Origin of the sequence: Salinispora pacifica CNR114, assembly GCF_000514775.1 — a bacterium.
Classification (GTDB): domain Bacteria; phylum Actinomycetota; class Actinomycetes; order Mycobacteriales; family Micromonosporaceae; genus Micromonospora; species Micromonospora pacifica.
Map to the genome: position 1 here is coordinate 52,716 of NZ_AZWO01000026.1, position 22,110 is coordinate 74,825.

19 protein-coding genes and 1 pseudogene are annotated in these 22,110 nt (G+C 71.9%); 5 read left to right on the forward strand and 15 right to left on the reverse strand.

Annotated elements, in window-relative coordinates:
• Window positions 1–137 precede the first annotated feature (137 nt).
• The 9 genes from B118_RS0117145 to rimP form a co-directional block, all read right to left on the reverse strand.
• On the reverse strand, window positions 138–347 hold the full coding sequence (locus B118_RS0117145; protein WP_018219014.1) for a DUF6186 family protein: 210 nt from the start codon (window positions 345–347) through the stop codon (window positions 138–140).
• Window positions 347–754 carry a hypothetical protein gene (locus B118_RS0117150; RefSeq protein ID WP_018220653.1) on the reverse strand — a complete coding sequence of 136 codons (408 nt, stop codon included), beginning with the start codon at window positions 752–754 and terminating at the stop codon, window positions 347–349. Before B118_RS0117150 ends, B118_RS0117145 begins: the two co-directional genes overlap by 1 nt.
• Before the next feature lie 213 nt (window positions 755–967).
• Window positions 968–2,014 carry a DHH family phosphoesterase gene (locus B118_RS0117155; protein ID WP_018812151.1) on the reverse strand — a complete coding sequence of 349 codons (1,047 nt, stop codon included), beginning with the start codon at window positions 2,012–2,014 and terminating at the stop codon, window positions 968–970.
• Window positions 2,011–2,481: a 30S ribosome-binding factor RbfA gene (gene rbfA / locus B118_RS0117160; RefSeq protein WP_018220655.1), complete on the reverse strand. Its 471-nt coding sequence runs from the start codon at window positions 2,479–2,481 to the stop codon at window positions 2,011–2,013. Before rbfA ends, B118_RS0117155 begins: the two co-directional genes overlap by 4 nt.
• 155 nt (window positions 2,482–2,636) lie before the next feature.
• Window positions 2,637–2,930, reverse strand: a complete 294-nt coding sequence (locus tag B118_RS0117165; RefSeq protein ID WP_018812150.1) for a DUF503 domain-containing protein — start codon at window positions 2,928–2,930, stop codon at window positions 2,637–2,639.
• 86 nt (window positions 2,931–3,016) lie between these two features.
• Window positions 3,017–6,019, reverse strand: a complete 3,003-nt coding sequence (gene infB / locus B118_RS0117170; RefSeq protein WP_028193079.1) for a translation initiation factor IF-2 — start codon at window positions 6,017–6,019, stop codon at window positions 3,017–3,019.
• A gap of 93 nt (window positions 6,020–6,112) precedes the next feature.
• Entirely contained in the window at window positions 6,113–6,445 is a 333-nt protein-coding gene (locus B118_RS30585; RefSeq protein ID WP_026185325.1) for a YlxR family protein, read from the reverse strand.
• 15 nt (window positions 6,446–6,460) lie between these two features.
• Complete coding sequence (gene nusA, locus B118_RS0117180; protein ID WP_018219008.1) at window positions 6,461–7,504, reverse strand: transcription termination factor NusA; 1,044 nt, start codon at window positions 7,502–7,504, stop codon at window positions 6,461–6,463.
• Window positions 7,501–8,154, reverse strand: coding sequence for a ribosome maturation factor RimP (gene rimP, locus B118_RS0117185; RefSeq protein WP_018220658.1), 654 nt, complete (start codon window positions 8,152–8,154; stop codon window positions 7,501–7,503). The genes nusA and rimP overlap by 4 nt, the downstream gene beginning before the upstream one ends.
• A 238-nt stretch (window positions 8,155–8,392) precedes the next feature.
• On the opposite strand from rimP, the gene B118_RS0117190 reads away from it, so the two are divergent.
• The 3 genes from B118_RS0117190 (at window position 8,393) to B118_RS0117200 (ending at window position 9,822) form a co-directional block, all read left to right on the forward strand.
• Complete coding sequence (locus B118_RS0117190) at window positions 8,393–8,824, forward strand: hypothetical protein (RefSeq protein WP_018220659.1); 432 nt, start codon at window positions 8,393–8,395, stop codon at window positions 8,822–8,824.
• The gene (locus tag B118_RS0117195) at window positions 8,821–9,264 is read left to right on the forward strand and encodes a ferritin-like domain-containing protein (protein WP_028193080.1); all 444 of its coding nucleotides are present in this window, start codon (window positions 8,821–8,823) and stop codon (window positions 9,262–9,264) included. The genes B118_RS0117190 and B118_RS0117195 overlap by 4 nt, the downstream gene beginning before the upstream one ends.
• 87 nt (window positions 9,265–9,351) lie before the next feature.
• On the forward strand, window positions 9,352–9,822 hold the full coding sequence (locus B118_RS0117200) for a nitroreductase family deazaflavin-dependent oxidoreductase (protein WP_018220661.1): 471 nt from the start codon (window positions 9,352–9,354) through the stop codon (window positions 9,820–9,822).
• Between the two features lie 10 nt (window positions 9,823–9,832).
• Here B118_RS0117200 and B118_RS0117205 read toward each other — a convergent pair whose 3' ends face one another.
• The 5 genes from B118_RS0117205 to pcaF form a co-directional block, all read right to left on the reverse strand.
• Window positions 9,833–10,546: a VIT1/CCC1 transporter family protein gene (locus B118_RS0117205; RefSeq protein WP_018220662.1), complete on the reverse strand. Its 714-nt coding sequence runs from the start codon at window positions 10,544–10,546 to the stop codon at window positions 9,833–9,835.
• Window positions 10,543–11,400 (reverse strand): type I methionyl aminopeptidase, encoded by an 858-nt coding sequence (gene map, locus B118_RS0117210; protein ID WP_026185327.1) that lies wholly within the window; start codon window positions 11,398–11,400, stop codon window positions 10,543–10,545. Before map ends, B118_RS0117205 begins: the two co-directional genes overlap by 4 nt.
• 339 nt (window positions 11,401–11,739) lie before the next feature.
• Window positions 11,740–13,893, reverse strand: a complete 2,154-nt coding sequence (locus B118_RS0117215; protein WP_018220664.1) for a putative bifunctional diguanylate cyclase/phosphodiesterase — start codon at window positions 13,891–13,893, stop codon at window positions 11,740–11,742.
• Between the two features lie 5 nt (window positions 13,894–13,898).
• Window positions 13,899–14,717 (reverse strand): SAM-dependent methyltransferase, encoded by an 819-nt coding sequence (locus B118_RS0117220; protein ID WP_028185090.1) that lies wholly within the window; start codon window positions 14,715–14,717, stop codon window positions 13,899–13,901.
• A 157-nt stretch (window positions 14,718–14,874) separates the two neighbouring features.
• Window positions 14,875–16,080, reverse strand: a complete 1,206-nt coding sequence (pcaF, locus tag B118_RS0117225) for a 3-oxoadipyl-CoA thiolase (RefSeq protein ID WP_028185091.1) — start codon at window positions 16,078–16,080, stop codon at window positions 14,875–14,877.
• A gap of 312 nt (window positions 16,081–16,392) precedes the next feature.
• Here pcaF and B118_RS0117235 point away from each other — a divergent pair, with 312 nt between their 5' ends.
• Window positions 16,393–17,700, forward strand: a complete 1,308-nt coding sequence (locus B118_RS0117235; RefSeq protein ID WP_028185092.1) for a dicarboxylate/amino acid:cation symporter — start codon at window positions 16,393–16,395, stop codon at window positions 17,698–17,700.
• Between the two features lie 94 nt (window positions 17,701–17,794).
• On the opposite strand, the gene B118_RS0117240 is transcribed toward B118_RS0117235, so the two are convergent.
• Entirely contained in the window at window positions 17,795–21,436 is a 3,642-nt protein-coding gene (locus tag B118_RS0117240) for an ABC transporter ATP-binding protein (RefSeq protein WP_028193081.1), read from the reverse strand.
• A gap of 473 nt (window positions 21,437–21,909) precedes the next feature.
• On the opposite strand from B118_RS0117240, the pseudogene B118_RS0117245 reads away from it, so the two are divergent.
• Window positions 21,910–22,110: pseudogene (locus B118_RS0117245) on the forward strand (hypothetical protein); the annotation flags it as partial.

Consider the following 22,110-nt stretch of genomic DNA (forward strand, 5'->3'; position numbering starts at 1 on the left):
TCACGACCAGCACCGTCAGCACGGCATCGGTCAATGTCCAAGCTATCGTTCAGGTCCACCCACCGCCGGCTGTTCCCACCATCCGGGCGGAGCCAGAGCTCCGAAGGCCGGTGGTCGGCCAGCGCGGAAGCGGCACCTCAACGAGCCAGGAAGTGCCAGCCCAGCCACCACCAGAAGCCGAAGAGCCCAATCCGGCCGACCGGCACCGAGCCGACCTCGTACCGCATGACGTACGCGCAGACCTCACCCAGGGTGGGGATGCGGGACCCCTCCCGGCGGGCTGCCAACTCCACCGCGACAAAGAGCGCCACCGCCACCAGGAAACCGCCGATCGCCAGCGTCCGCATCATCGCCGCACCATCCCCCAGAACGCGGACAACCAGGCCAGCCAACCCGCTGAACGGATCACCCCGTCCTCCAGCAGTGGATCCGCCAGCCGGGAGAAGGTCGGGAAATCATCACCGGCAGCGGCCACGAAGGTGGCCCCCTCGAAGACCACAAACACCACCACCGGCAACGTCCACCACACCGCACCCCCGTCCAGCCGAACCGGTGCGGGTCGCCGGGGCACCCGGTTACCCAGGCCAAGCCAGATCAGGACACCACCGGTGCCGAGCGTCCACAGATTCGCCTCCATCGAGAAGGAGGGAAACCGGCCACCCACCAACGACAGGCAGACGAGCACCGGCACGGTGACAGCGGGACGATCCCAGGCGCGCGGCGCCTCGATGGTCAGGTCACAGGGCTGTTCCATTCCGCAATTCTGCCCACCGTCACCAACGGCGGGAAGACCGAACACCCGTAAGCCGACCCTGAACTTTGTCCGACAGATCATCAGCCGACAGGCCCGCCAGCAGTAAACCGCAGGGCTGACCTGACGGCTACCGCAGGGCTACCCGACCGTTGCCGCGAAGCCGACCAGACCGACACCGCGGGGTTGACCAGACCGACACCGCGAGGCCACCCCTCAACCGCCGGTCGGGGCGAGTAGCGCCTCGGCCAGCTCCCGCCGGACGGCCTCCACCACCTCGTCGGCGCTGCCCCGGCCGGTGAAGCCGGCGGCGAGCCGGTGCCCTCCGCCGCCCAACGCCATCGCCACCCGGCTCACGTCCACCGCGCCCTTGCTCCGCAACGACACCGCCCACTCGCCGTCGGCGGTCTGCTTCACCACGCAGCTCACGTCGGCCTCCGCCGTGCACCGCACCGAATCGATCAGCGCCTCCAGCACGTACGCCGGCTGCCCGTGCCGGGCCAGGTCCTCCTGGCTCGCCCAGGTCCACACCAGGCCGTGACCGCCCGCAGCGGCCGGCTCCAGCTGGGCCCGACCGAGCACCTCGGCGTAGAGCCGCACGGCACCGAACGGGCGGGTGTCGAAGACGCGCCGAGAGATCTCACCGGGACGGATGCCCGTGGCGAGTAGCCGGGCCGCGAAGCGGTGCACCGCCGCGGTGGTGGCCGCGTACCGGAACGAACCGGTGTCGGTGGTCAACGCCACGTAGAGACACTCCGCGATCTCCGCATCGAGCGGCACCCCCAGCCGGTTGAGCAGCTCGTCCACGAGCACCGCGGTGGCCGCCGCCCGCGGGTCAACCAGATTGATCGCACCGAAGCCGGGGTTCGACGCGTGATGGTCGAGCACCAACGTGCTGCCGGCGGTCGTCAACCGGTCAGCCAGCTCCCCCAACCGGGACTCGCTCGCCGCGTCGAAGCTGATCAGAAGGTCCGGATCGGCAACCGCCTCCGCCGCCGGAACGAGCAACTGCTCACCGGGCAGCCCGCGCAGCGGCTCCGGGAGTTGCGGCGGGCCGGGAAAGGTGGCCTGCACCTGTCGCAGACCGAGCCAACGCAGGCCGAGAGCGAAGCCGAGCATGCTGCCGAGCGCGTCGCCGTCCGGGTTCACATGACAGACCAGCAGCACCCGCCCCGCGGCCGGCGCTGCCCGGACCGCGGCCACCGCCGCCGCCCAGTCGGCCTCCGCCGGCGCGGACCGCGCCCCGGCGACGGAATCGGTCACCGCTGCTCTCCGCCCGGCGGCAGCACCTCGTCCCCGGCGGCCTCGGGCTCCTCTTCCAGCCGGTACGGCTGGGCCTCACCCGCGTACTCGGCCCGGGTGGCGAGGCGCTGCACCTCGGCATCCGCGTGGCGGGCCTGGGCGAGCAGGTCGTCGATGTGCTTGACCTGGTCCTGAACATCGTCCAAGACGAAGGTAAGCGTCGGCGAGTGGCGCAGCCCCAGCGCCTTCCCAACGGTGCTGCGCAACATGCCCTTGGCGCTTTCCAGCGCCGCCGCGGTGCTCGCCTGGGCAGCCGCGTCGCCGAGCACCGTGTAGAAGACCGTGGCGTCGCGGAGGTCAGCGGTGATCCGCGCATCCGTGATGGTGATCATGCCAAGCCGGGGATCCTTGATCTGGCTACGTACCACCGACGCCACCAGCTCACGCACCCGCTCCGCGTGCCGGCGCACCTTGGCCGGATCCGACATCTCGCCACCTCCAGGCGTACCGCTCCCGGCCGCCGGGCACCAGGAGTGCCCAAGCCGCCGGCCATCACCATGAACACTACCCGCGCCGCCGGTCCGCCCGTACGTCGCCGGTGCGGTGACCGCCCACCGAGCAGCCCCGCAGCGACGCCAGTGGATCAGTCGTCCGCGCCGTACAGTCGCCGCCGCACCGACAACAGATCAACCTCGGGACGGGTGGCGACCAGGCGCTCACACGAGTCGAGCACCTCGCGTACGTGCGCCGCTGTCGCGGCCACCACCGCGACGCCGATCTCCGCCCGCCCGTGCAGGTCGAGCGCCCCCACCTCGGCGGTGGAGACCTCGACGCGGCGCAGCGCCGACACGATCGGCCGAACATAGGACCTCTTGGCCTTCAGCGACCGGGAGTCGCCCGGCAGGAGAAGATCGAATACCGCGGTTCCGGTGAACATCGTCCCGGAGACTACGGACGAAGCCGGACATGATCAAGGGGTTTACGCCGTCTGGCGTAAACCCCTTGACCTGTGTCCCTACCGGATCAGGCGCGCGCCTTCTCCCGCATCTCGAAGGTCTCGATCACGTCGCCGACCTGGACGTTGTTGAAACCGGCCAGGGTCAGACCACACTCGAAGCCCTCGCGCACCTCGGTCGCGTCGTCCTTGAACCGCTTGAGCGAACTGATGGTGACGTTGTCCGCCACCACCGCGCCGTCGCGCAGCAGCCGGGCCTTGGCGTTGCGTCGGAGCAGACCCGACCGGACGATGCAACCGGAGATGTTGCCGACCTTGGACGAACGGAACACCTCGCGGACCTCCGCGGTGCCCAGCTCGACCTCCTCGTACTCCGGCTTGAGCAGGCCCTTGAGCGCCGCCTCGATTTCCTCGATGGCCTGGTAGATGACGGTGTAGTACCGCATCTCCACGCCCTCGCGGTCGGCCATCTCGCGGACCTTGTTGGCGGCCCGCACGTTGAAGCCGATGATCGTGACCGCCTCCGACGAGGCGCTCGCGAGCATGACGTCGCTCTCGGTGATCGCCCCAACGCCCCGGTGGATGATCCGTAGCTGGACCTCCTCGGGGATGTCGAGGTTGAACAGGGCATCCTCGAGCGCCTCCACGGAACCGGAGACGTCGCCCTTGAGCACCAGGTTGAGCGAGGTCTTCTCGCCCGCCTTGAGCTGCTCCATGAGCGTCTCGAGGGTGGCCCGACCACGGGAGTTGGCGAACGCCGCCGCCCGCCGCCGCGCCTGCCGCTGCTCGGCGATCTGCCGCACGGTGCGGTCGTCCTCGGCGGCCAGGAACGTGTCGCCCGCCCCCGGCACCGCGGTCAGACCCAGCACCAGCACCGGGCGAGATGGACCCGCCTCGGCGACCTGGTTGCCGTTCTCGTCGAGCATCGCCCGAACCCGGCCGTGCGCCCCACCGGCGACGATCGAGTCGCCCGCCCGCAGGGTGCCCTTCTGCACCAGCACCGTCGCCACCGCGCCCCGGCCCTTGTCCAGGTGCGCCTCGATCGCCACACCCTGCGCCGGGCCGTCGGTCGGAGCGGTCAACTCCAGCGACGCGTCCGCGGTCAGCAGCACCGCCTCGAGCAGGCTGTCGATCCCGGTACCGGGCTTGGCCGCCACGTTGACGAACATGGTGTCGCCGCCGTACTCCTCGGCGACCAGTCCGTACTCGGTCAGCTGTTGGCGGACCTTGTCCGGGTTGGCGTCCGGCTTGTCGACCTTGTTGACCGCCACCACGATCGGCACGTCGGCCGCCTTGGCGTGGTTCAACGCCTCGATCGTCTGCGGCATCACCCCGTCGTCGGCCGCGACGACCAGGATCACGATGTCGGTGACCTGGGCGCCACGGGCACGCATGGCGGTGAACGCCTCGTGACCGGGGGTGTCGATGAAGGTGATCGCCCGGTCCTGGTCCTCGTGCGGGACGTGGACCTGGTAGGCGCCGATGTGCTGGGTGATGCCACCCGCCTCGCCGGCCACCACGTTCGCCTTCCGGATCGCGTCCAGAAGCTTCGTCTTACCGTGGTCGACGTGGCCCATGACGGTAACCACCGGCGGCCGACTGACCAGACGGTCCTCCGCCACCTCGGCGTCCAGGTCGATGTTGAACTGCGCGAGCAGCTCGCGGTCCTCGTCCTCCGGGCTGACGATCTGGACGACAAAGCCCAGGTGTTCACCCAACAGCAGCAGGGTGTCGTCGGAGCAGGACTGGGTCGCGGTCACCATCTCGCCCAGGTTGAACATCTCCTGGACCAGCGAACCCGGGTTGGCGTTGATCTTGTCGGCGAAGTCCGACAGCGAGGCGCCGCGGGACAACCGGACGGTCTGACCCTGCCCCCGGGGCGCACCCGAGGACATGGTCGGGGCCGACAGGTTGTCGAACTCCTGTCTGCGCTGCTTCTTCGACTTGCGACCGCGGGTCGGCCGACCACCGGGACGCCCGAAGGCACCCGCGGCACCGCCACCGCGGCCACGGCCGCCGCCACCGGGACGGCCGCCACCCGGGCCGCCGCGGAAACCACCGCCGCCACCACCGGGGCCGCCGCGGTAACCACCGCCGCCGCCGCCACCGGGGCCGCCGCCACCGGGGCCGCCGCGGTAGCCACCACCGCCGCCGCCACCACCGGGGCCGCCGCGGTAGCCACCACCACCGCCGCCACCGGGGCGGCCGGCGCCGGAACCGGGACGGCCGGAGCCGGGACCGCCGGGGCGGCCGGGACGCTGGCTCGGCATGGAGGCCGGGCTCGGCCGCGGCGGCATGGAGGCCGGGCTCGGCCGCGGCGGCATGGAGGCCGGGCTCGGCCGCGGGCCACCTGCACCGGCGGCCGGGGGACGCTGCTGGCCGCCCTGGATGCCGAACGGGTTGTTACCGGCGCCGCGCGCCGGCGGACGACCGCCGGACCGGGGACCGGGGCCCGGAGTGGGCCCGCCGGAACGTCCGGCGGCCGGAGAGCCGGGCCGGGGCGGCATCGTGCCGGGGCCGGGGCGGGGACCCGGGCGCGGACCACCCTCGGTGGGCGGCTCCCGCCGGACGTTCTCCCGCTGCTGCTGCCGGGCAGCCTGCGCGGCCTTGACCGCGGCTTCCTGCTCGGCCTTCAGCGCGGCGGCACGCGCCTCGGCGGCCGCCACCTCGATGTCGTGAGCGCTCGCCGGCTTGGCGGCCGGGGTCGCGGACTGCGGCGGACCCGGAACCGGGCCCTTGGGCTTCGGGCCGGGCGTCGGTGCACCCGGCCGCCGCGGCGGCATGGGCTTGGCCGTGACGCGGGGCCCGCCCGGGGGCGGCGCCGGGGTCGGGGTCCGGGGAGGGGTCGGAGTCGGGGTCGGGGTCGGCGGGGTCGCCGCCGGCGGAGCTGCCGGCGCGGGCGAGCCGGTGTTGTTGACGAACGCGTTACGCAGCCGTCGGGCGACCGGCGCCTCGACCGTGCTGGACGCGGACTTCACGAACTCGCCCATCTCCTTGAGCTTGGCGAGAACGGTCTTGCTTTCGACCCCGAGCTCCTTGGCGAGCTCGTGTACGCGGGCCTTTCCTGCCACTGCACTCCTCATTCCGAGGTCGTGCGGGCAGCACCCGCAGCGACCTCACTCGTGCACTTGAAGCCTGGTCATTTCTGCGACTTCATCGTGTGCTCATGTCGGTCGTCCTACCTTGCTAGCGACCCGCGTCCGGTCGGGTTGGCCGGACGTCGTGGCTGGCGCATCGAGATGCTTCACAAGCTCACCATGGTCGGGGACCCCGGTGACGCGCAACGCCCGCCCGAAAGCACGACGCCGCACCGCCTGCGTGAAGCAGGCCGGGTCTGGGTGCACGTGCGCCCCCCGACCCGGCATCCTGCGGGCTGGGTCGGGACGGAGGCTGTGACCAGCCCCGTCACCCACCGCGACAACCCGCAGCAGTTCCTTGGTTGACGCTCGAGACCGGCAACCCACACAGGTGCGCTCCGGCAGCGCGCGTCGTACCACTGGGAAAGTCTACCCCTAGCCCCCGGAGATCGCGCGGCCCGGCTCCGGGACGTGATCGACATCCGCGTCACCCGCCGGACGGGCCGGCTCGACGTCGGAGCGGATATCGATCCGCCAACCAGTCAGTCGGGCGGCAAGCCGGGCATTCTGCCCTTCTCGCCCGATAGCCAGTGAAAGTTGGAAATCCGGCACCGTCACCCGGGCGGTACGGGAGGCCAGGTCAACCACCTCCACCCGGAGAGCCTTGGCTGGCGAGAGCGCATTACCGACGAAGGCCGCCGGATCCTCCGACCAGTCAATAATGTCGATCTTCTCCCCGTGCAGCTCACCCATGACCGCCCGCACCCGCTGCCCCATCGGCCCGATGCAGGCGCCCTTGGCGTTCACCCCCGCCGCGGTGGAGCGGACAGCGATCTTCGTGCGGTGACCTGCCTCACGGGCGATCGCGGTGATCTCCACCGTGCCGTCGGCGATCTCCGGCACCTCGAGGGCGAAGAGCTTCTTCACCAACGCCGGGTGCGAGCGGGACAGGGTCACCTGTGGACCGCGTACGCCCTTGGCCACGTGCACCACGACGCAGCGCACCCGCTCGCCGTGCGCGTACTGCTCACCGGGGACCTGCTCGGACTGGGGCAGCACCCCCTCCAGCTTGCCCAGGTCCACGCTGACGATGCCCTTCTCGGCACGCGCCTCGTGCGCCTGGACCACCCCGGTCACCAGGTCCCCGTCCCGGCCCACATACTCGCCGAAGTGCACCTCGTCGGTGGCCTCCCGCAGCCGCTGAAGAATCACCTGCTTGGCGGTCATCGCCGCGATCCGACCGAAGTCGTGCGGGGTGTCGTCCCACTCCCGCACCACACCGCCGTCGGGCTCCACCTCCTGGGCGAAGACCAAGGCCGCACCCGTCTTACGGTCGATCTCCACCCGGGCGTGCGGCTGCGCGCCCTCGGTGTGCCGGTACGCCGTCAGCAGCGCGGTCTCAATCGCCGCGAGGATCGTGTCGAACGGGATTTCCCGCTCACGCTCCAGTGCGCGCAGCGCCGCGAGGTCGATGTTCACCGCTCCTCGCCCTCCACATCATCGTCGTCGTCGAAATCGCCGGCCTCGTCGGCGCCGTCAGCGCCATCCGCCTCGCCCGGGCGGGTGAACTCGACCTGCACCCGTCCTGGGCCCAACTCGGCGTAGCGCCACCCCGTCCGGCCGGCGTCGGTCTCCAACACCACCTGCTCATCGTCCACCTCGACCACCCGGCCGGTCACCTGGCGGTCGCCAACGTCCGGCCCACCCCGCACCATGACCCGGACCAGACGGCCCGCGTTCCGCCGCCAGTGTCGAGGGAGGGTGAGCGGGCGGGACACGCCCGGCGAGCTGACCTCAAGCTGGTACTCGCCGGCGACGAGGTCCCCGCGCTCCTCCTCAGCGGCGTCCAGGGCGGCGGAGACGGCCCGCGAGACGTCGGCGACGCCGTCCAGGTCGATACCGCCATCGGCGTCGACAATCACCTGCACCACGTGGCGCCGGCCGGCCCGGGAGATCGACAGCTCCTCCAGGTCGTATCCGGCCGCACCGATGACTGGTTCGACGACCTCGTGCAACCGAGCCCGCCGGCTGGCGAGATCACCGCCGCGGCCGACCCGACCGGCGCTGCGCTGGCCACCCGTACGCCGCGGTCGCCCCGTCGGCCCGGTGGCCCGGCCACGCTGGCTCATCTAGCGCCCCTATCTGCTGTTGGCGGCGCCCGGTCGGTCGCCATAGCCACACGCCACCGGGGCGGACGCGCCGGTGGTTGCGCAGAGCGTAACGCGCTGCCCGCCAGTCGGATGGGCCGGCGCACCGACTCCGGACAACGCGGAGGTGGCCAACATGGTGTTGACTTGGACGGTGATGGGCAAAACGACGCAGCCGGACCCACTTCCGGACGGAACAATGAGACATTCCCGACGAAGAGTGCTACGAGTAGGCGCCCTCCTGACTCTCGGTGGCGCCGTACCGTCGCTCACCGGCTGTGACCTGTTCAACCAGGAACCACCCCCCGACCCACTCGCCCCCATGGTGGACGAGGCGCTCGTGCTCGCCGCGGCCTACCGGGACGCCGCCACGACGCACCCCACGCTGGCCGGGCGGCTGACGCCGATCACCGAAGCGCACGCCGCGCACGCGGCGGAGCTCGCCCGGATCACCAAGGTGGCCCTACCGTCGGCCACCCCGACCAGCAGCACCCCCGCCAACTCCGACGCGACCCTCACCGGGCTACGCGAACGCGAGCGGGCAGCCGGCGAGTCGGCCACCCGGGCCTGCCTGGCCGCACCGGCCGAGCGGGCCGCGCTGCTCGCCAGCATCGCCGCCGCCCGCGCCAGCCACCTGGAGGCGCTGCAGTGAACACCCCCACCCCGGGCGCGACCTCCGCCCACGCCGCCGCCCTGACCGCCGAATACGCCGCCATCTGGGCCTACGGCCCGATCGGCGTACGCCTGACCGGCCCTGACCAGGAGGCGGCCCGCGACGCCGAGGCGGCGCACCGGCGCCGTCGAGACGACCTGGTGCTGCACCTCACCGACGCAGGTGACAGCCTCCCAGCCGACCAGGCCGGCTACGCCCTGCCGTTCCCCGTCACCGACGAGGCGAGCGCCCTCCGGCTCGCCGTTGACGTCGAGGAACGCACGGCGGGATTCTGGCAGGCGGCGGTGGCCGCCACCAACGGCGCCGAACGGGAACGTGCGCTCGCGGCGCTGGTTGACTGTGCGGTGCGGGCCACCCGCTGGCGGCGAACCGCCGGGAACATCCCCCTGACCACGCCCTTCCCCGGAAGGACCGCCTGACCCGTTCGGCGACGGTACGCCCCCCGGGTCGCGGTGGATGCGTTCCTCGGGTCGACCGCTGGGGCCGCAGGTCGGCAGAATGCTCCCATGTCCATTCTGGGTTCCCTCACCCGCCGGGTCGGCCACCACCGCTGGTTCAGCACCGCCGCCCGGCTCCTCGTCCCGGTTGACCGCGCGGTCGGGCGGCTCAGCCGCGGGCGGGTGATCGCCCTCGGGCTTCTCCCGTCGCTGGTCATCACCACGACCGGCCGTCGCTCCGGCCAGCCCCGGAGCAACCCCCTGCTGTACGTGCCGGACGGAGACGGCTACGTGGTGGTCGGGTCGAACTGGGGACAGACCCACCAGCCCGCCTGGGCGTTGAACCTGCTCGCCAGCCCCCACGCCGAGGTGGACATCAAGGGGCGCCGGTTTCGGGTACGCGCCGACACGCCCGAGGGCGCCGAGCGGGACCGACTCTGGCAGTTGCTGGTGACCGAGTGGCCGGCCTACCAGACCTACGTGCAGCGGGCCGGCGACCGCAAGATCCACATGTTCCGGCTGGTGCCCGTCGCCGGATAACCGGCTCCTCCTACAGCCCGCCCTGGACACCGATCAGGGTGCCGATCCCGAAGGTCGCGGCGGCGGCGAGGCCACCCAGCAGCAGCTGACGCAGGCCCGCCGCCCACCAGCGCCGGCTGGTGAACCGGGCGACGATCGCGCCGGCCAGGAAGAGGCCGAGGCCGCCGACGCCGAGCGCCAGCCAGAGACTGGTGCTGCCGAGCAGGTAGGGCAGCAGCGGCACCAGGGCGCCGACGGAGAAGCAGACAAACGACGAGAGGGCCGCCGCCCACGGGCTCGGCTGGTCGTCCGGGTTGACGCCCAACTCCTCCCGGACGTGCACCCGCAGCGCCTCCTCCGGATTACGCCGCACCACCTCCGCGACCTGCGTCGCGAGCTCCCGGGGCAGGCCGCGGGCCACCCAGGTGTCCGCCAGTTCGCGCGCCTCGACCTCGGGGTGCCGTTCCAGCTCCCGCCGCTCCTTGGCCACCTCCGCGGCGACCTGTTCGTTGGCCGACCGGACGCTGGTGTACTCCCCCAGCCCCATGGAGATGGCGCCGGCGACCAGGCCAGCGGTGCCGGTGAGGAGCACGGCACGCGCCGACGCCCCGCCACCCCCCACCCCCGCGATCAGGGCGATGTTGGTGACCAGTCCGTCCATCGCCCCGAAAACCGCAGGTCGCAGCCAGCCGCCGGAGACGTCCGCGTGGTGTGCCTCCCGTAGCGCCGCCGGGGTCTCGGTCACGGCAGGGTGAGAATCTCGTAGCCGTCGTCGGTCACGAGAATCGTGTGCTCGAACTGGGCGGTCCACTTCCGGTCCTTGGTCACCACGGTCCAGCCGTCATCCCACATGTCGTACTGGTAGGTGCCGAGGGTGATCATCGGCTCGATGGTGAAGGTCATGCCCGGCTCCATCACGTCGGTGGGCCGCGGGCTGTCGTAGTGCGGCACATAGAGCCCGCTGTGGAAGGCCTCGCCGATGCCGTGCCCGGTGAAGTCACGCACCACGCCGTAGCCGAAGCGCTTCGCGTACGACTCGATCACCCGACCGATCACGTTGATCTGCCGACCGGGGGCGACCGCCCGAATGCCGCGCATCGTCGCCTTGTGGGTCCGCTCGACCAGCAACCGGACCTCCTCGCTCACCTCACCCACACAGAAGGTGGCATCGGTGTCGCCGTGCACCCCGTCGAGGAAGGCAGTGACATCGACGTTGATGATGTCGCCGTCCTGAAGCACCGTCGAGTCGGGGATGCCGTGGCAGATCACCTCGTTCAGGCTGGTGCAGCAGGACTTGGGAAACCCCCGGTAGCCCAGCGTTGACGGGTAGGCGCCGTGGTCGCAGAGGAACTCGTGCACCACCTTGTCGATCTCGTCGGTGGAGACCCCCGGCTTGCAGTGTTCGCCCGCGAGCGCGATGGCCTGCGCCGCCAACCGCCCGGCGGCCCGCATCCGCTCGATGGTCTCCGGTGTCTGCACGTGTGAGCCACGCCATTGTTTGGGCTCTTTCTTGCCCACGTACTCCGGTCGGGGAATGTGGGCGGGCACCTGTCGCCAGGGAGAGAGCGTGCCGGGAGTCAGTGGTGCACGGACGGTCATGGCGCAAGCCTAACTCCGCGACCTGGACACCGCGTGGTGCCCATCGCGCTCCGGGCCGGTGCGGACGGCCACAAGCCGCCCGAAATGATTTGCCCCACTGCCCGCCCCGGCCGCATCCTGACTGCGGTGACCAGGCCCGATCCGGACGGGCCAGCGCCGGGCGCTCGGCAACGCCCGGCGGAGCGGTGGCGCGGAACCCAACCTCTCTCTCACGTACGGTGATCCGCCGTACCCGATGGGTTCCACGCCACCGCTCCCCGCCCACGGCGCCGCTCTCCCACCCATGGCGCGCGGTCCACGGCGGCGAGCACCCGGTTGACGGGGATGCCCTCAGCTGCGCTACCCACGCAGCCGGGCCGTGATCTCACCCGCCGGCCCCGGCGCCCCGAACCAGTAGCCCTGCCCGGTGTCACACCGCAGTGCCCGCAGCCGCTCGGCCTGCACCCCGGTCTCCACCGCCTCCGCGGTGACCGACAACCCGAGCGCCCGCGCCAGCCGCACCAGGGCGTCCACGATCTGCTCGTCCCGATGGCCGGCCGCCTGCTCGGTTCCGCCCTCGCGCAGTCCCTCCACGAACGGGCCCGCCAACTTCAGCGACCTGATCGGCAACCGACGCAGGTACGCCAGATTCGAGTAGCCGGTGCCGAAGTCGTCGATCGCCAGCCCCACCCCCAGCCCGGCGAGCCGGTGCAACGCCCGCAGCGGCTCCCCCGCGGTACCCATCACGGCGCTCTCGGTCAGCTCCAGCTGCAGAAGTTCGGCGGGGAGCCCACTGTCGGTCAACGCCTCCGCCACCACGTCCACGATGTCGGGGTGTTCCACCTGACGCGCGGCGAGATTGACGCTGACGACCAGGCGGGCCGCCGGCACCTCGCGTCGCCAGGCAGCGGCGTCCCGGCACGCCCGGCGCAGCACCCACTCCCCGAGTTGGACGATCAACCCGGTCTCCTCGGCCAGCCCGACGAACCGAGCCGGGCCAAGCCGACCCAGCTTGGGATGCTGCCAGCGGACGAGCGCCTCCACGGCCAGCATCGAGCCGTCCCGCAGGGAGACGATCGGCTGGTAGTCCAGCACGAACTCATCCCGCTCCAGAGCCGCCGGCAGTGCGGCGGCCAACGTGGATCGGGCGATCTCACGCGCGCTTCGCTCCCGGTCCCAGACCGCCCATTGGCCACGCCCCTCGGCCTTGGCCCAGTACAGCGTGGTGTCGGCGGCCTTCATCAGCTCCGACGGGTCGGTCGTGTGCACCGGACACTCGACGATGCCGACGCTGGCCGAAACCATGAGCTGGTGGTCACCGATCCGAATCGGTGCGGCCACGGCCGCGAGTGCGGCCTCCGCGACGCTCACCACATCATCGAGGGACTCCCCGTCGTCGACCAGGATGACGAATTCGTCGCCCCCCATCCGGGCCACCAGATGCCCGAACCCGGCGACGCAGTCCGACAACCGGTCGGCGATCACCACCAGCAGTTGGTCGCCCAGATCGTGACCGAGGCTGTCGTTGACCGCCTTGAACCCGTCCAGATCGAGGAAGCAGAGCCCGACCGGACGGCCGGCGCCGGCGTTGTCGAAGACCATCCCGAGGGTATCGAAGAAGAGGGTCCGGTTGGGCAGGCCGGTGAGCGGGTCGTGCAGTGCCTGAAACCGAAGCCGCTGCTGGAGCTCGTAGCGCTCGGTGATGTCCTCGACCACCGCGACGGTGAACCGGGGACGGCCGTCGTCGTACCGGACCAGGGACACCGCCAGGTCGGTCCAGACCGTGGTGCCGTCCTTACGGTAGTACCGCTTCTCGATCCGGACGGTGTCCCGCTTGCCCTCGACGACCTCCTGGTACAGCTCCCAGATCCCGGCCGCGTCGTCGGGGTGGAACAGCGACGACACGTTACGCCGCCGCAGCTCCTCGATCGTGTAGCCGAGCATGTCGGCGAAGGCCTGATTGACGTCGATGATCTGGCCATCGACCAGGCCGATGCCGATCCCGATGGCGGCACCGGAGAAGACCGCGCGGAACCGGGCCTCGCTGTCCCGCAACGCCTGCTCCACCTCGTCCCGCGCCTGCCAGGCCGAGCGGGCGATCCGCTCCTGCTGGGTGAAGGTGCGTTCCCGTAGCGCGCCGGCGAATCCGGCTGCCATCGCGCCCTGCAGCGCCGCGACCCGGGTCGTCACCTCCTCCGTACCGACCAGGTCGGGCAGCACCCGGGCGAGGAACCGGTCACCGAGCGCCCGGATCGACCAGTCGAGCACCCCCGGCTCGGTCAGGTGCGCCTCGGCCAGCGCCTGGCCGACCTGGGCCGCGGGCTGGGGGGAGAACGGCTCGGCGCGCATCGCCTGGGCCAGCCGGATGGTGTGCAGGTGCAGCAGCCGCTGGGTCTCCGCAGCGCTGAACGGCACGAAGCCGATGCGGCGTACGGCGCGGGCCCACTCGGCGGCATACCCCTCGGCGCCGGCCTGGCTACGGTCGCGCCCTCCCGATTCCAGGACGACGGCCACCGCGATCAGCCGACCGGTTGGTCGTGCCGGGCAACCCCGCCGAAGGCACCGAACTGCGCCGGATTGTCATCCACGTCGGAGGCGGAGTCCGGCCGCCACAACGGCATGTGGACCACCCCCGGCTCCAGGAGGGTCCAGTCTCCGAAGAAACCGGTGATCTCGGCGCGGGAACGGAGGGTGATCTCGGTGTCGGTCCGCGCTGACAACCGCTGGGCATCGAGCATCTCCCGCGGCTGGTCCTCGAATGTGGAGTGTGAGATCACCAGACAGCTTCCGGGTGCGGCGGCGGCCCGGAGCGTGGCGAGGATGTCGCCCGGGCGATCGTCGTCACCGATGAAGTGCACCACCCCGGCGAGCAGGATGCCCAGCGGTCGGTCGAAGTCCAGCAGCTTCAGCGCCCGGGCCTGCGCCAGGATGTGCCCGGGATCGCGTAGGTCGGCGTGGATGACCCCGGTCCGGTCGTTACCCACCAGCAGTTCCCGGCTGTGCGCCACCGCGACCGGGTCGATGTCGACGTAGATGATCCGGGCGTTCGGGTTGACCGCCTGGGCCACCTCGTGCACGTTACCGACGGTCGGGATGCCGGAGCCGATGTCGAGGAACTGATCGATGCCCTCGTGCAGCAGCACCCGGACCGCGCGGCGAAGAAACTCACGGCCGGCGCGCATGGTGCCGGCGAGGTTCGGCGTCATGCTGGCGATCTGCTCAGCGAGCTGCCGATCGATCTCGAAATTGTGGGCCCCGCCGAGAAAGTAGTCATACACCCGGGCCGCGCTCGGGCGAGATAGGTCAATCTCGGCGGGAAGTCCGTCCTGCTTCTGCACAGTGCTGCACCCCAGTTCGTCGCCGCGACGCGGGAGGGTACCGGTGTCGAGGGCGCGTGTGGGCACGCGGAGGCGACCGGCCGACCCGCGGATCATCAGGTGCCCACAACTGTAGGCGTGCGTCGATGCGGGCGGGAGGGTGCGGGCGGGCCGCCGGTCATACCGCCGCCTCCAACAGCAGCGAGATGCCCTGGCCCACCCCGACGCACATGGTGGCCAGCGCCCGGCGGCCGCCCCGGCGCCGCAGCTCCAGGGCAGCGGTCAGCGCCAGCCGGGCCCCACTCGCGCCGAGCGGATGCCCCAACGCGATCGCGCCCCCGTTCGGGTTGACCTGCTCGGCGTCCGCCGGCAGACCCAGTTCCCGCAGGACCGCCACCGCCTGCGCGGCGAACGCCTCGTTCAGCTCGACCACGTCCAGGTCGCCCACCCCCAGGCCGAGCCGGTCGAGGAGCCGACGGGTGGCGGGCACCGGGCCGACGCCCATCACCCGCGGCGGCACACCGGCCGCGGCGGAGCCGACGACCCGGGCCAACGGGGTCAGGTCGTACCGGGTGAGTGCCGCCTCGGAGGCCACCAGCAGCGCCACCGCGCCGTCGTTGACGCCGGAGGAGTTACCGGCGGTGATCGTGCCCCCCGCCCGGAACGGGGTGGGCAGCGCGGCCAGCTTCGCCAGCGACGTCTCCCGCGGATGTTCGTCGACCTCGACCAGCGTCGTCCCCCGCCGACCGGCCGGAGCCGACACCGGCACGATCTCCTCGGCGAGCCGACCGTCGGCCTGCGCCTTGGCCGCACGCTGCTGGGAGCGGTACGCGAACTCGTCCTGGGTGGCCCGCGCGACGCCGTACTCGGCGGCCACGTTCTCCGCGGTCTCCGGCATCGAGTCGATGCCCCACCCCTGTTCCAGCAACGGGTTCACCAGCCGCCAGCCGATGGTGGTGTCGTAGACCTCCGCGTTACGGGAGAACGCGGTCTCGGCCTTGGGCAGCACGAACGGCGCCCGGCTCATGCTCTCCACCCCGCCGGCCAGCACCAGGTCGGCCTCGCCGGCAACGATGGAACGGGCCGCGAGGGCGAGGGCGTCCAGGCCGGAGCCGCAGAGCCGGTTGACCGTGCTGCCGGGCACCTGCTCGGGCAGCCCGCCGAGCAGCGCCGCCATCCGGGCCACGTTGCGGTTGTCCTCGCCGGCCTGGTTCGCGCAGCCCAGAATCACGTCGTCGGTCCGGGCCCAGTCCACCGTCGGGTGCCGCGTCACCAACTCCCGGATCACGTGCGCGGCCAGGTCGTCGGGGCGGACGCCGGCGAGTGCCCCGCCGTACCTCCCGATCGGGGTACGGACACCAGCCACCAGATATGCCACGGTCATCGCGAGTCCTTCGGGGTGGGAAGGTCGGGGGGAAGAACGGACCCGGATCCCGGGCAACGCTCCGGCGTCAGAATATCGACGCCCGGACCAGCGGGGTCGCAGGTGCCCGAGCCAACCTGGTGGGGAGGGTCACCGGCAAGTCGCTCCCCAGGACCGCGGAGAACGGTGTAACGTCGTCCGGCAATGACCAACGTCTGGAATCTCACCGTGCGCCTGTACGTCGACCTTCGACTGCAGGCCAGCGGCGTCTGTCCGGCGCGGCCGCACCGCTGACGCCGCCCGCACCTTTCGTTCTTCCAGACTTGGACTTTCATGCGCAAGATCCCTTTCTCCGTGCAGATCCTGCTCGGCCTCGCCCTCGGCGTGGCCCTCGGCTACCTCGCCCGGGCCGGTGAGCTGAGCTGGCTGGCCAGCGGCCTCGACACCGTCGGTGGCCTCTTCGTCCAGCTGCTCAAACTCGCCGTGCCACCCCTGGTCTTCACCGCCATCGTGATCAGCGTGGTCAGTCTGCGGGGCGTGGCCAACGCCGCCCGGCTGGCGCTGCGCACACTCCTCTGGTTCGGTGCCACCGCGCTCATCGCGGTCAGCGTCGGCATCGGCCTCGGGCTCCTCACCAACCCCGGCCGCGGGGTCGCCCTGGACACGGCCGACGCCACCGCCCCGACCAGGACCGGCTCCTGGACCGACTTCCTCACCGGCATCGTCCCGACGAACCCGGTCGGCGCGTTCGTCGAGGGCAACGTCCTCCAGATCGTCTTCCTCGCGCTCGTCATCGGCGCGGCGGCCCTGCTGGTCGGCTCGCCCGCCGAGCCGTTCGTCGAACTCAACCGGGCGCTACTGGCGATCGTCCAGAAGGCGCTGTGGTGGGTGATCCGACTCGCCCCGATCGGGACCCTGGGCCTGATCGGCAACGCCGTCGCCACGTACGGCTGGGACCTGCTGGCCCCGCTGGCCCGTTTCACCACCGCCGTCTACGTCGGCTGCGCGATCGTGCTGTTCGTGGTCTACCCGCTGCTGCTGCTCGGCGCCGGCCGGCTCAACCCGCTGCGCTTCTTCGCCGGCGCCGGACCGGCGATCCAGCTGGCCTTCGTCTCCCGCTCCTCGGTCGGCACCATGCCGGTGACCCAGCGCGCGGTGGAGCGGCTGGGGGTCCCCCGCGAGTACGCCTCGTTCGCGGTCCCGTTCGGCGCCACCACGAAGATGGACGGCTGCGCGGCGATCTACCCGGCCCTGGCCGCAATCTTCGTGGCGCAGGTCTTCGGGGTGCAGCTGGGTGTCACCGACTACCTGCTGATCGCCTTCGTCTCCGTGGTCGGCTCGGCGGCGACCGCCGGGCTCACCGGCGCGATCGTCATGCTCACGCTGACGCTGAGCACACTCGGCCTGCCGCTGGCCGGCGCGGGCCTGTTGCTGGCCATCGACCCGATCCTGGACATGGTGCGCACCGCGACCAACGTCGCCGGGCAGGCTCTCGTGCCGACGATCGTGGCGGCCCGGGAGGGCACCCTGGACCGGACCGCGTACGACGCCGCCGGCCGGCGGAGCCTGGTCGACGAGGACCCGGGCGAGCCCGACTCCCGGCCCGGCCAGCACGAGGAGCCGGCCCTGGCCCCGGCCTGAGCGGACCCCGCCGGCCCCGCCCCCGTTGCGGGGGCGGGGCCGGCATCCGTCCCGGCCCTCGCCGGCACCCGCGCCCAGCATCGGGCCTCTCCCGTCAGCCGGCCAGGTGGGACCACCGGGCCGCCAGCTCAGCCCAACGGCCCTGGGCGGCCACCCGGCCGTCGTTCAGCACCAGGACGTGGTCGGCGCGGAGCAGCGCCGCCCGTTTCGAGGTCGACCCCAGCACCGTGACCCCGTGCCGTCGCAGCGCCGCCCAGAGCGCCAGCTCCGTGGTGACATCCAGCGCGGAGGAGACGTCGTCGGCGACCAGCAACTCACTTCGCGGGGCGAGCGCACGGGCCAGCGCGAGCCGCTGTAGCTGGCCGCCCGAGAGCCGGGTGCCCTTGTGCCCGATGACCAACCCGAGGCCGGCCCCGGAGGCCGCCAGATCCGGCTCCAGCTGGGCGGTCGACACCGCCGCGCCGACGTCCACCGGAAAGCCGAGGGTGATGTTGTCGGCGACCGTCCCGGAGAGCACCCGGGGCTGCTGACCGACGTAGCCGACCTGGTGCGGGCGGAGAAACAGCTCCGGCTCGGTCACCGGCACGCCGTTCCACAGCAGCCGGCCGGTGTGCGGCACGATCCCGGCGAGGGCCCGCAGCAGCGACGACTTGCCCGACCCGACCGGACCGACCACCAGGACGAGCTGGCCGCGTTCGATCGTCAGGTCGACATCGCGGACCGCCGCCACCCCGTCCGGGTGGTGGACCCCGAACCCGACCAACTCGAGCCGACGCAGCGGGCGCCGGGCCGGTGCCGGCGGTGCCGGAGCGGTACCGACGGCCGCGTCAACGCCCGGCAGCGCCGCCGAGTACGCCGGCGCCCCGGTCATCGCCACCGTCCGCTGGGTCCACACCCGAGCCGACGGCACCTGGGAGAGCAGCGACGCCGTGGTCCAGGCGATCCAGCGCGCCGCGACGAGGGTGGAGACGGCGACCAGGGTCGCTCCGGCCGACAGAACACCGGCCAGGAACAGCGCCCACGCGCCGATCGGTAGCAGTCCGCTGACCACCGACGGTGTGGAGCGGGACCACACCTGGGTGGCGATCTCCCGCCGCTGGCGCTCGCTGCGGATGGCATCCAGGGCGGCGAGGTGGTCGAGCACCGGCCCGGCCGCGCCGGCCAGCTTCACCGTCCGCGCGGCGGAGAGCCCGGAGACCAGCGCGGTCGCGTACGCGGCCCGCGCCGTCACCGTCGCCCGTGCGCTGCGCTCCAGGGCCGGACCGAACAAGGCGGCCGCCAGCGCGGACACCACCATCGTCCCGAGGAAGAAGAGTCCGGGTACGACGCTGCCGGAGATCACGGTCATCGCCACCAACAGGGCCAGGCCGGTGAACTGGTCCAGCACGTTGTCGGCGAGCTCCACGACCCGTTCGGTGTCACCGCCCTGGGCGACCACCTCGGCGGGGGTGTAGCCGCTGACCCGCCGGGGCCCGGTCTGCCCATGCACCAGCCGGAGGTTGATCCGCAGCATCTGCCGCACCCACCAGTTCTGGAACCACAGCGTCGTGTGCCAGTGGAAGGGCAGCGTGGCCAGCAGCCCGGCCGCGATGCCGAGCGCCGGCAGCCACGGCTGACCGACGCCGTCAACCACGTCCGCCCAGAGCCACGGCAGCACCGGGCCGTCCAGGCCGACCAACACCAGCACCACGAAGGGCGCCATGGACGCCAGCCCGTACCGTGGGTCGTTACGGAGCAGCCGGAAGAGCTCCCGCAGCGTTCGGCCCAGAGACGCCGCCGCTGGCGAGGCCTCCACAGCTGATGGCGAGACGTCCACGGTTGGGGGCGAGAGATCCACGGCTGATGGCGAGACGTCCACGGGGAGCGGCGAGATGGGCTTCGCCGCGGCGGCAACCGGGCCGAGTTCGGGCCGAGCGTCCGGCTTCGGGCCGTCCAGCAGCCCGACCCCGGCGCCGACACCGCCACCGCTGACGGTGCCGGGGCCGCCGCCAACCTGGACGGGCGCGTGGACGCTGGTGCTGACGGGAGTGACGGCCGGGGCGATGGCGTCGCTGGGGGCGGCGGGGCCGATGGCGTCGCTGCTGGCCAGCAGCTCGGCGAAACGCCCCGACTCCCGCAGCGGCCCGGCCTCCAGCACCGCGCCGTCGGCCAGCACCACCACCTCGTCGCAGTGTCGGACCGAGGAGAGCCGGTGCGCGATGACGATGCCGATCCGGTCGCGCAGCAGCCGTTCGGTGGCGGCCTGCACCCGCGCCTCGGTGACCGGATCGAGCCGGGCGGTCGCCTCATCCAGGATCACCACGTGCGGGTCCCGCACCAGAATCCGGGCGAACGCGACCAACTGCTCCTGACCAGCGGAGAGGACGTGCCCACCCTCGCCGAGCCGGGTCCGCAGCCCGTCGGGGAGTTCGGTGGCCCACCCGTCGAGGCCCAGTTCGCGCAGGGCATCGGCGGCGGCGTCGAGAAGGTCCGGGTCGAAGAGGGCGATGTTCTCCGCGAGGGTGCCGGCCAGGATCTCGGTACGCTGCGGCACCACCGCCACCCAGCGGCGCAGCTGCTCGACATCGATGTCGCACAGATCCCGACCACCGAGCCGGACCGTCCCGGCCGGCACGTCGACCGCCCGGGTGAGCACCTTCGCCAGCGTGGACTTACCCGAACCGGTCCGGCCGACCAGGGCGTACGAACGGCCCCGGGCGAAGGTGAGGTGGATGTCGCGCAGGGCCGGCCCGCGGCTGCTCTCGGCCAGCGGGTACTGGAAGGTCAGCCCCCGCACCGTCAGCTCGCCGTCAACCGGGGCCAACCCGCCCACCGGCTCCTGTGGGGAACCCGCCAGCAGCCGTACGCGGCCCCAGGCACCGAGGGCGTACTGGAGCTCCGGCACCAGCCGGCTGACGTGCTCGACGGTCGCGCCGAAAGCGATGGCGAGCAGCCACACGGCGGTCAGCCGGGCGCCGTCGACCCGACCGCTGGCCAGCGCCCACGCTCCGACGAGCACCACCGCGGCGATTCCGACGTTGGTGACACCGACCGCGGTGGTGGTGACCCGGGCCGACATCCGCCACACCGGCATCCCTCGGGCGAGCACGGCCGCCGCCCGGGTGGCCCAGAGCCGCAGCACGTACGGCTGGGCGAGGCTGGTCCGCACGTCATCCTGGCCGTGGACAGCCTCCTCCGTGACCGCGGCGAGGTCGGACCAGGCCGCCTCCTCGGCCATCCGGGCTGGAACGATGCGCGCGGTGGGCCGGCGCAGGCCGACGGCGAGGACACCGGCGAGCAGCAGCATGGTCAGCCCGGCCGGCCACCAGACACCCAGTGCGACAACCGCGGAGATCAGGCCCGCAGTCAGCATCTGGGCGATGCGGATACCCTGCGATCGAACCCCGGCGGCCACGTCATAGACGTCACCGTCGATCCGGTCCAGCAGCTCGCCGACCGGGGTCGCCTCCAAGGTGGGCAGGTCCTGCCCGAAGGCGACCCGGCAGAGCCGGCGCCGGACGGCAGCGGACCAGTCGGCGGTCACCCCGGCCAGCACCAGGTTGACCACGAGAGCGCTGGTCACGGCGGCGACCAGCGCCACCGCGAGCAGGGCGAAGGCACCGACAGATCGGTGTACCAGGACCGGCCCGGCCAACGCGGCGGCTGCGGCCTGACCGCCGGCGCCGAGCAGGACCAGGATGCCCACGATCGTCATGCGGCGAGGCGCGGTGGCCCACAGGTCACGGAGCAGACGCACGGGAAACCCTAACGAGACGAGCGGCGCTGGAACGCCCAGCCTCGCCCGGCGGGGACCCGCCGCTCAACGCATTTTGGCCGGCACGATCTGAGCGCTTATGGAAGCGAATGGGCTTCTCAGGTCAAAATTCACTTATGTCCGATTGATGCCTGATTGTGGTGTGGTCGGGGGCACGGTGGTGACGGAATCCCAGCCGCCGTCAGGGCGTTACACCATGCGTACGACCGAGCCGGCGTTCCGCCGATGGCGGATGCCAGCCGTGCGTGAGCCCCGGAATGTTGGCGGCCCGCCGGTCGTTACATCTGGACCCGGCGCCGTGCGTGCCCCCCCGACCGCGGTAGCCGAGGATCCTCTCTCCCCTGTTCTGTTGAGCGCCGGACGGTGCTTGCACCCGCCCCTTTGCCGCCTGAAGGCCCCCCTTTTCCTTCGGGCGTGCGTGTGGGTGTCGACCCCCGAATGGAGCAACCCTCATGATGAACACGATTCTGCGTCGTAGCGTCCTTGGTATCGCTGGTCTGGCCCTGTCCACCGGTGTCGTCGCCGGCCCCCTGGCCACCCTCACCGACACCACCCCGGCCGCTGCTGCGGCCGTTCAGGTCGCGAAGCCGGACATGGACACGCTGATCCCGCACGGCACCCAGGGCAAGCAGTCGCGCATCGACCTGGGCGACGAG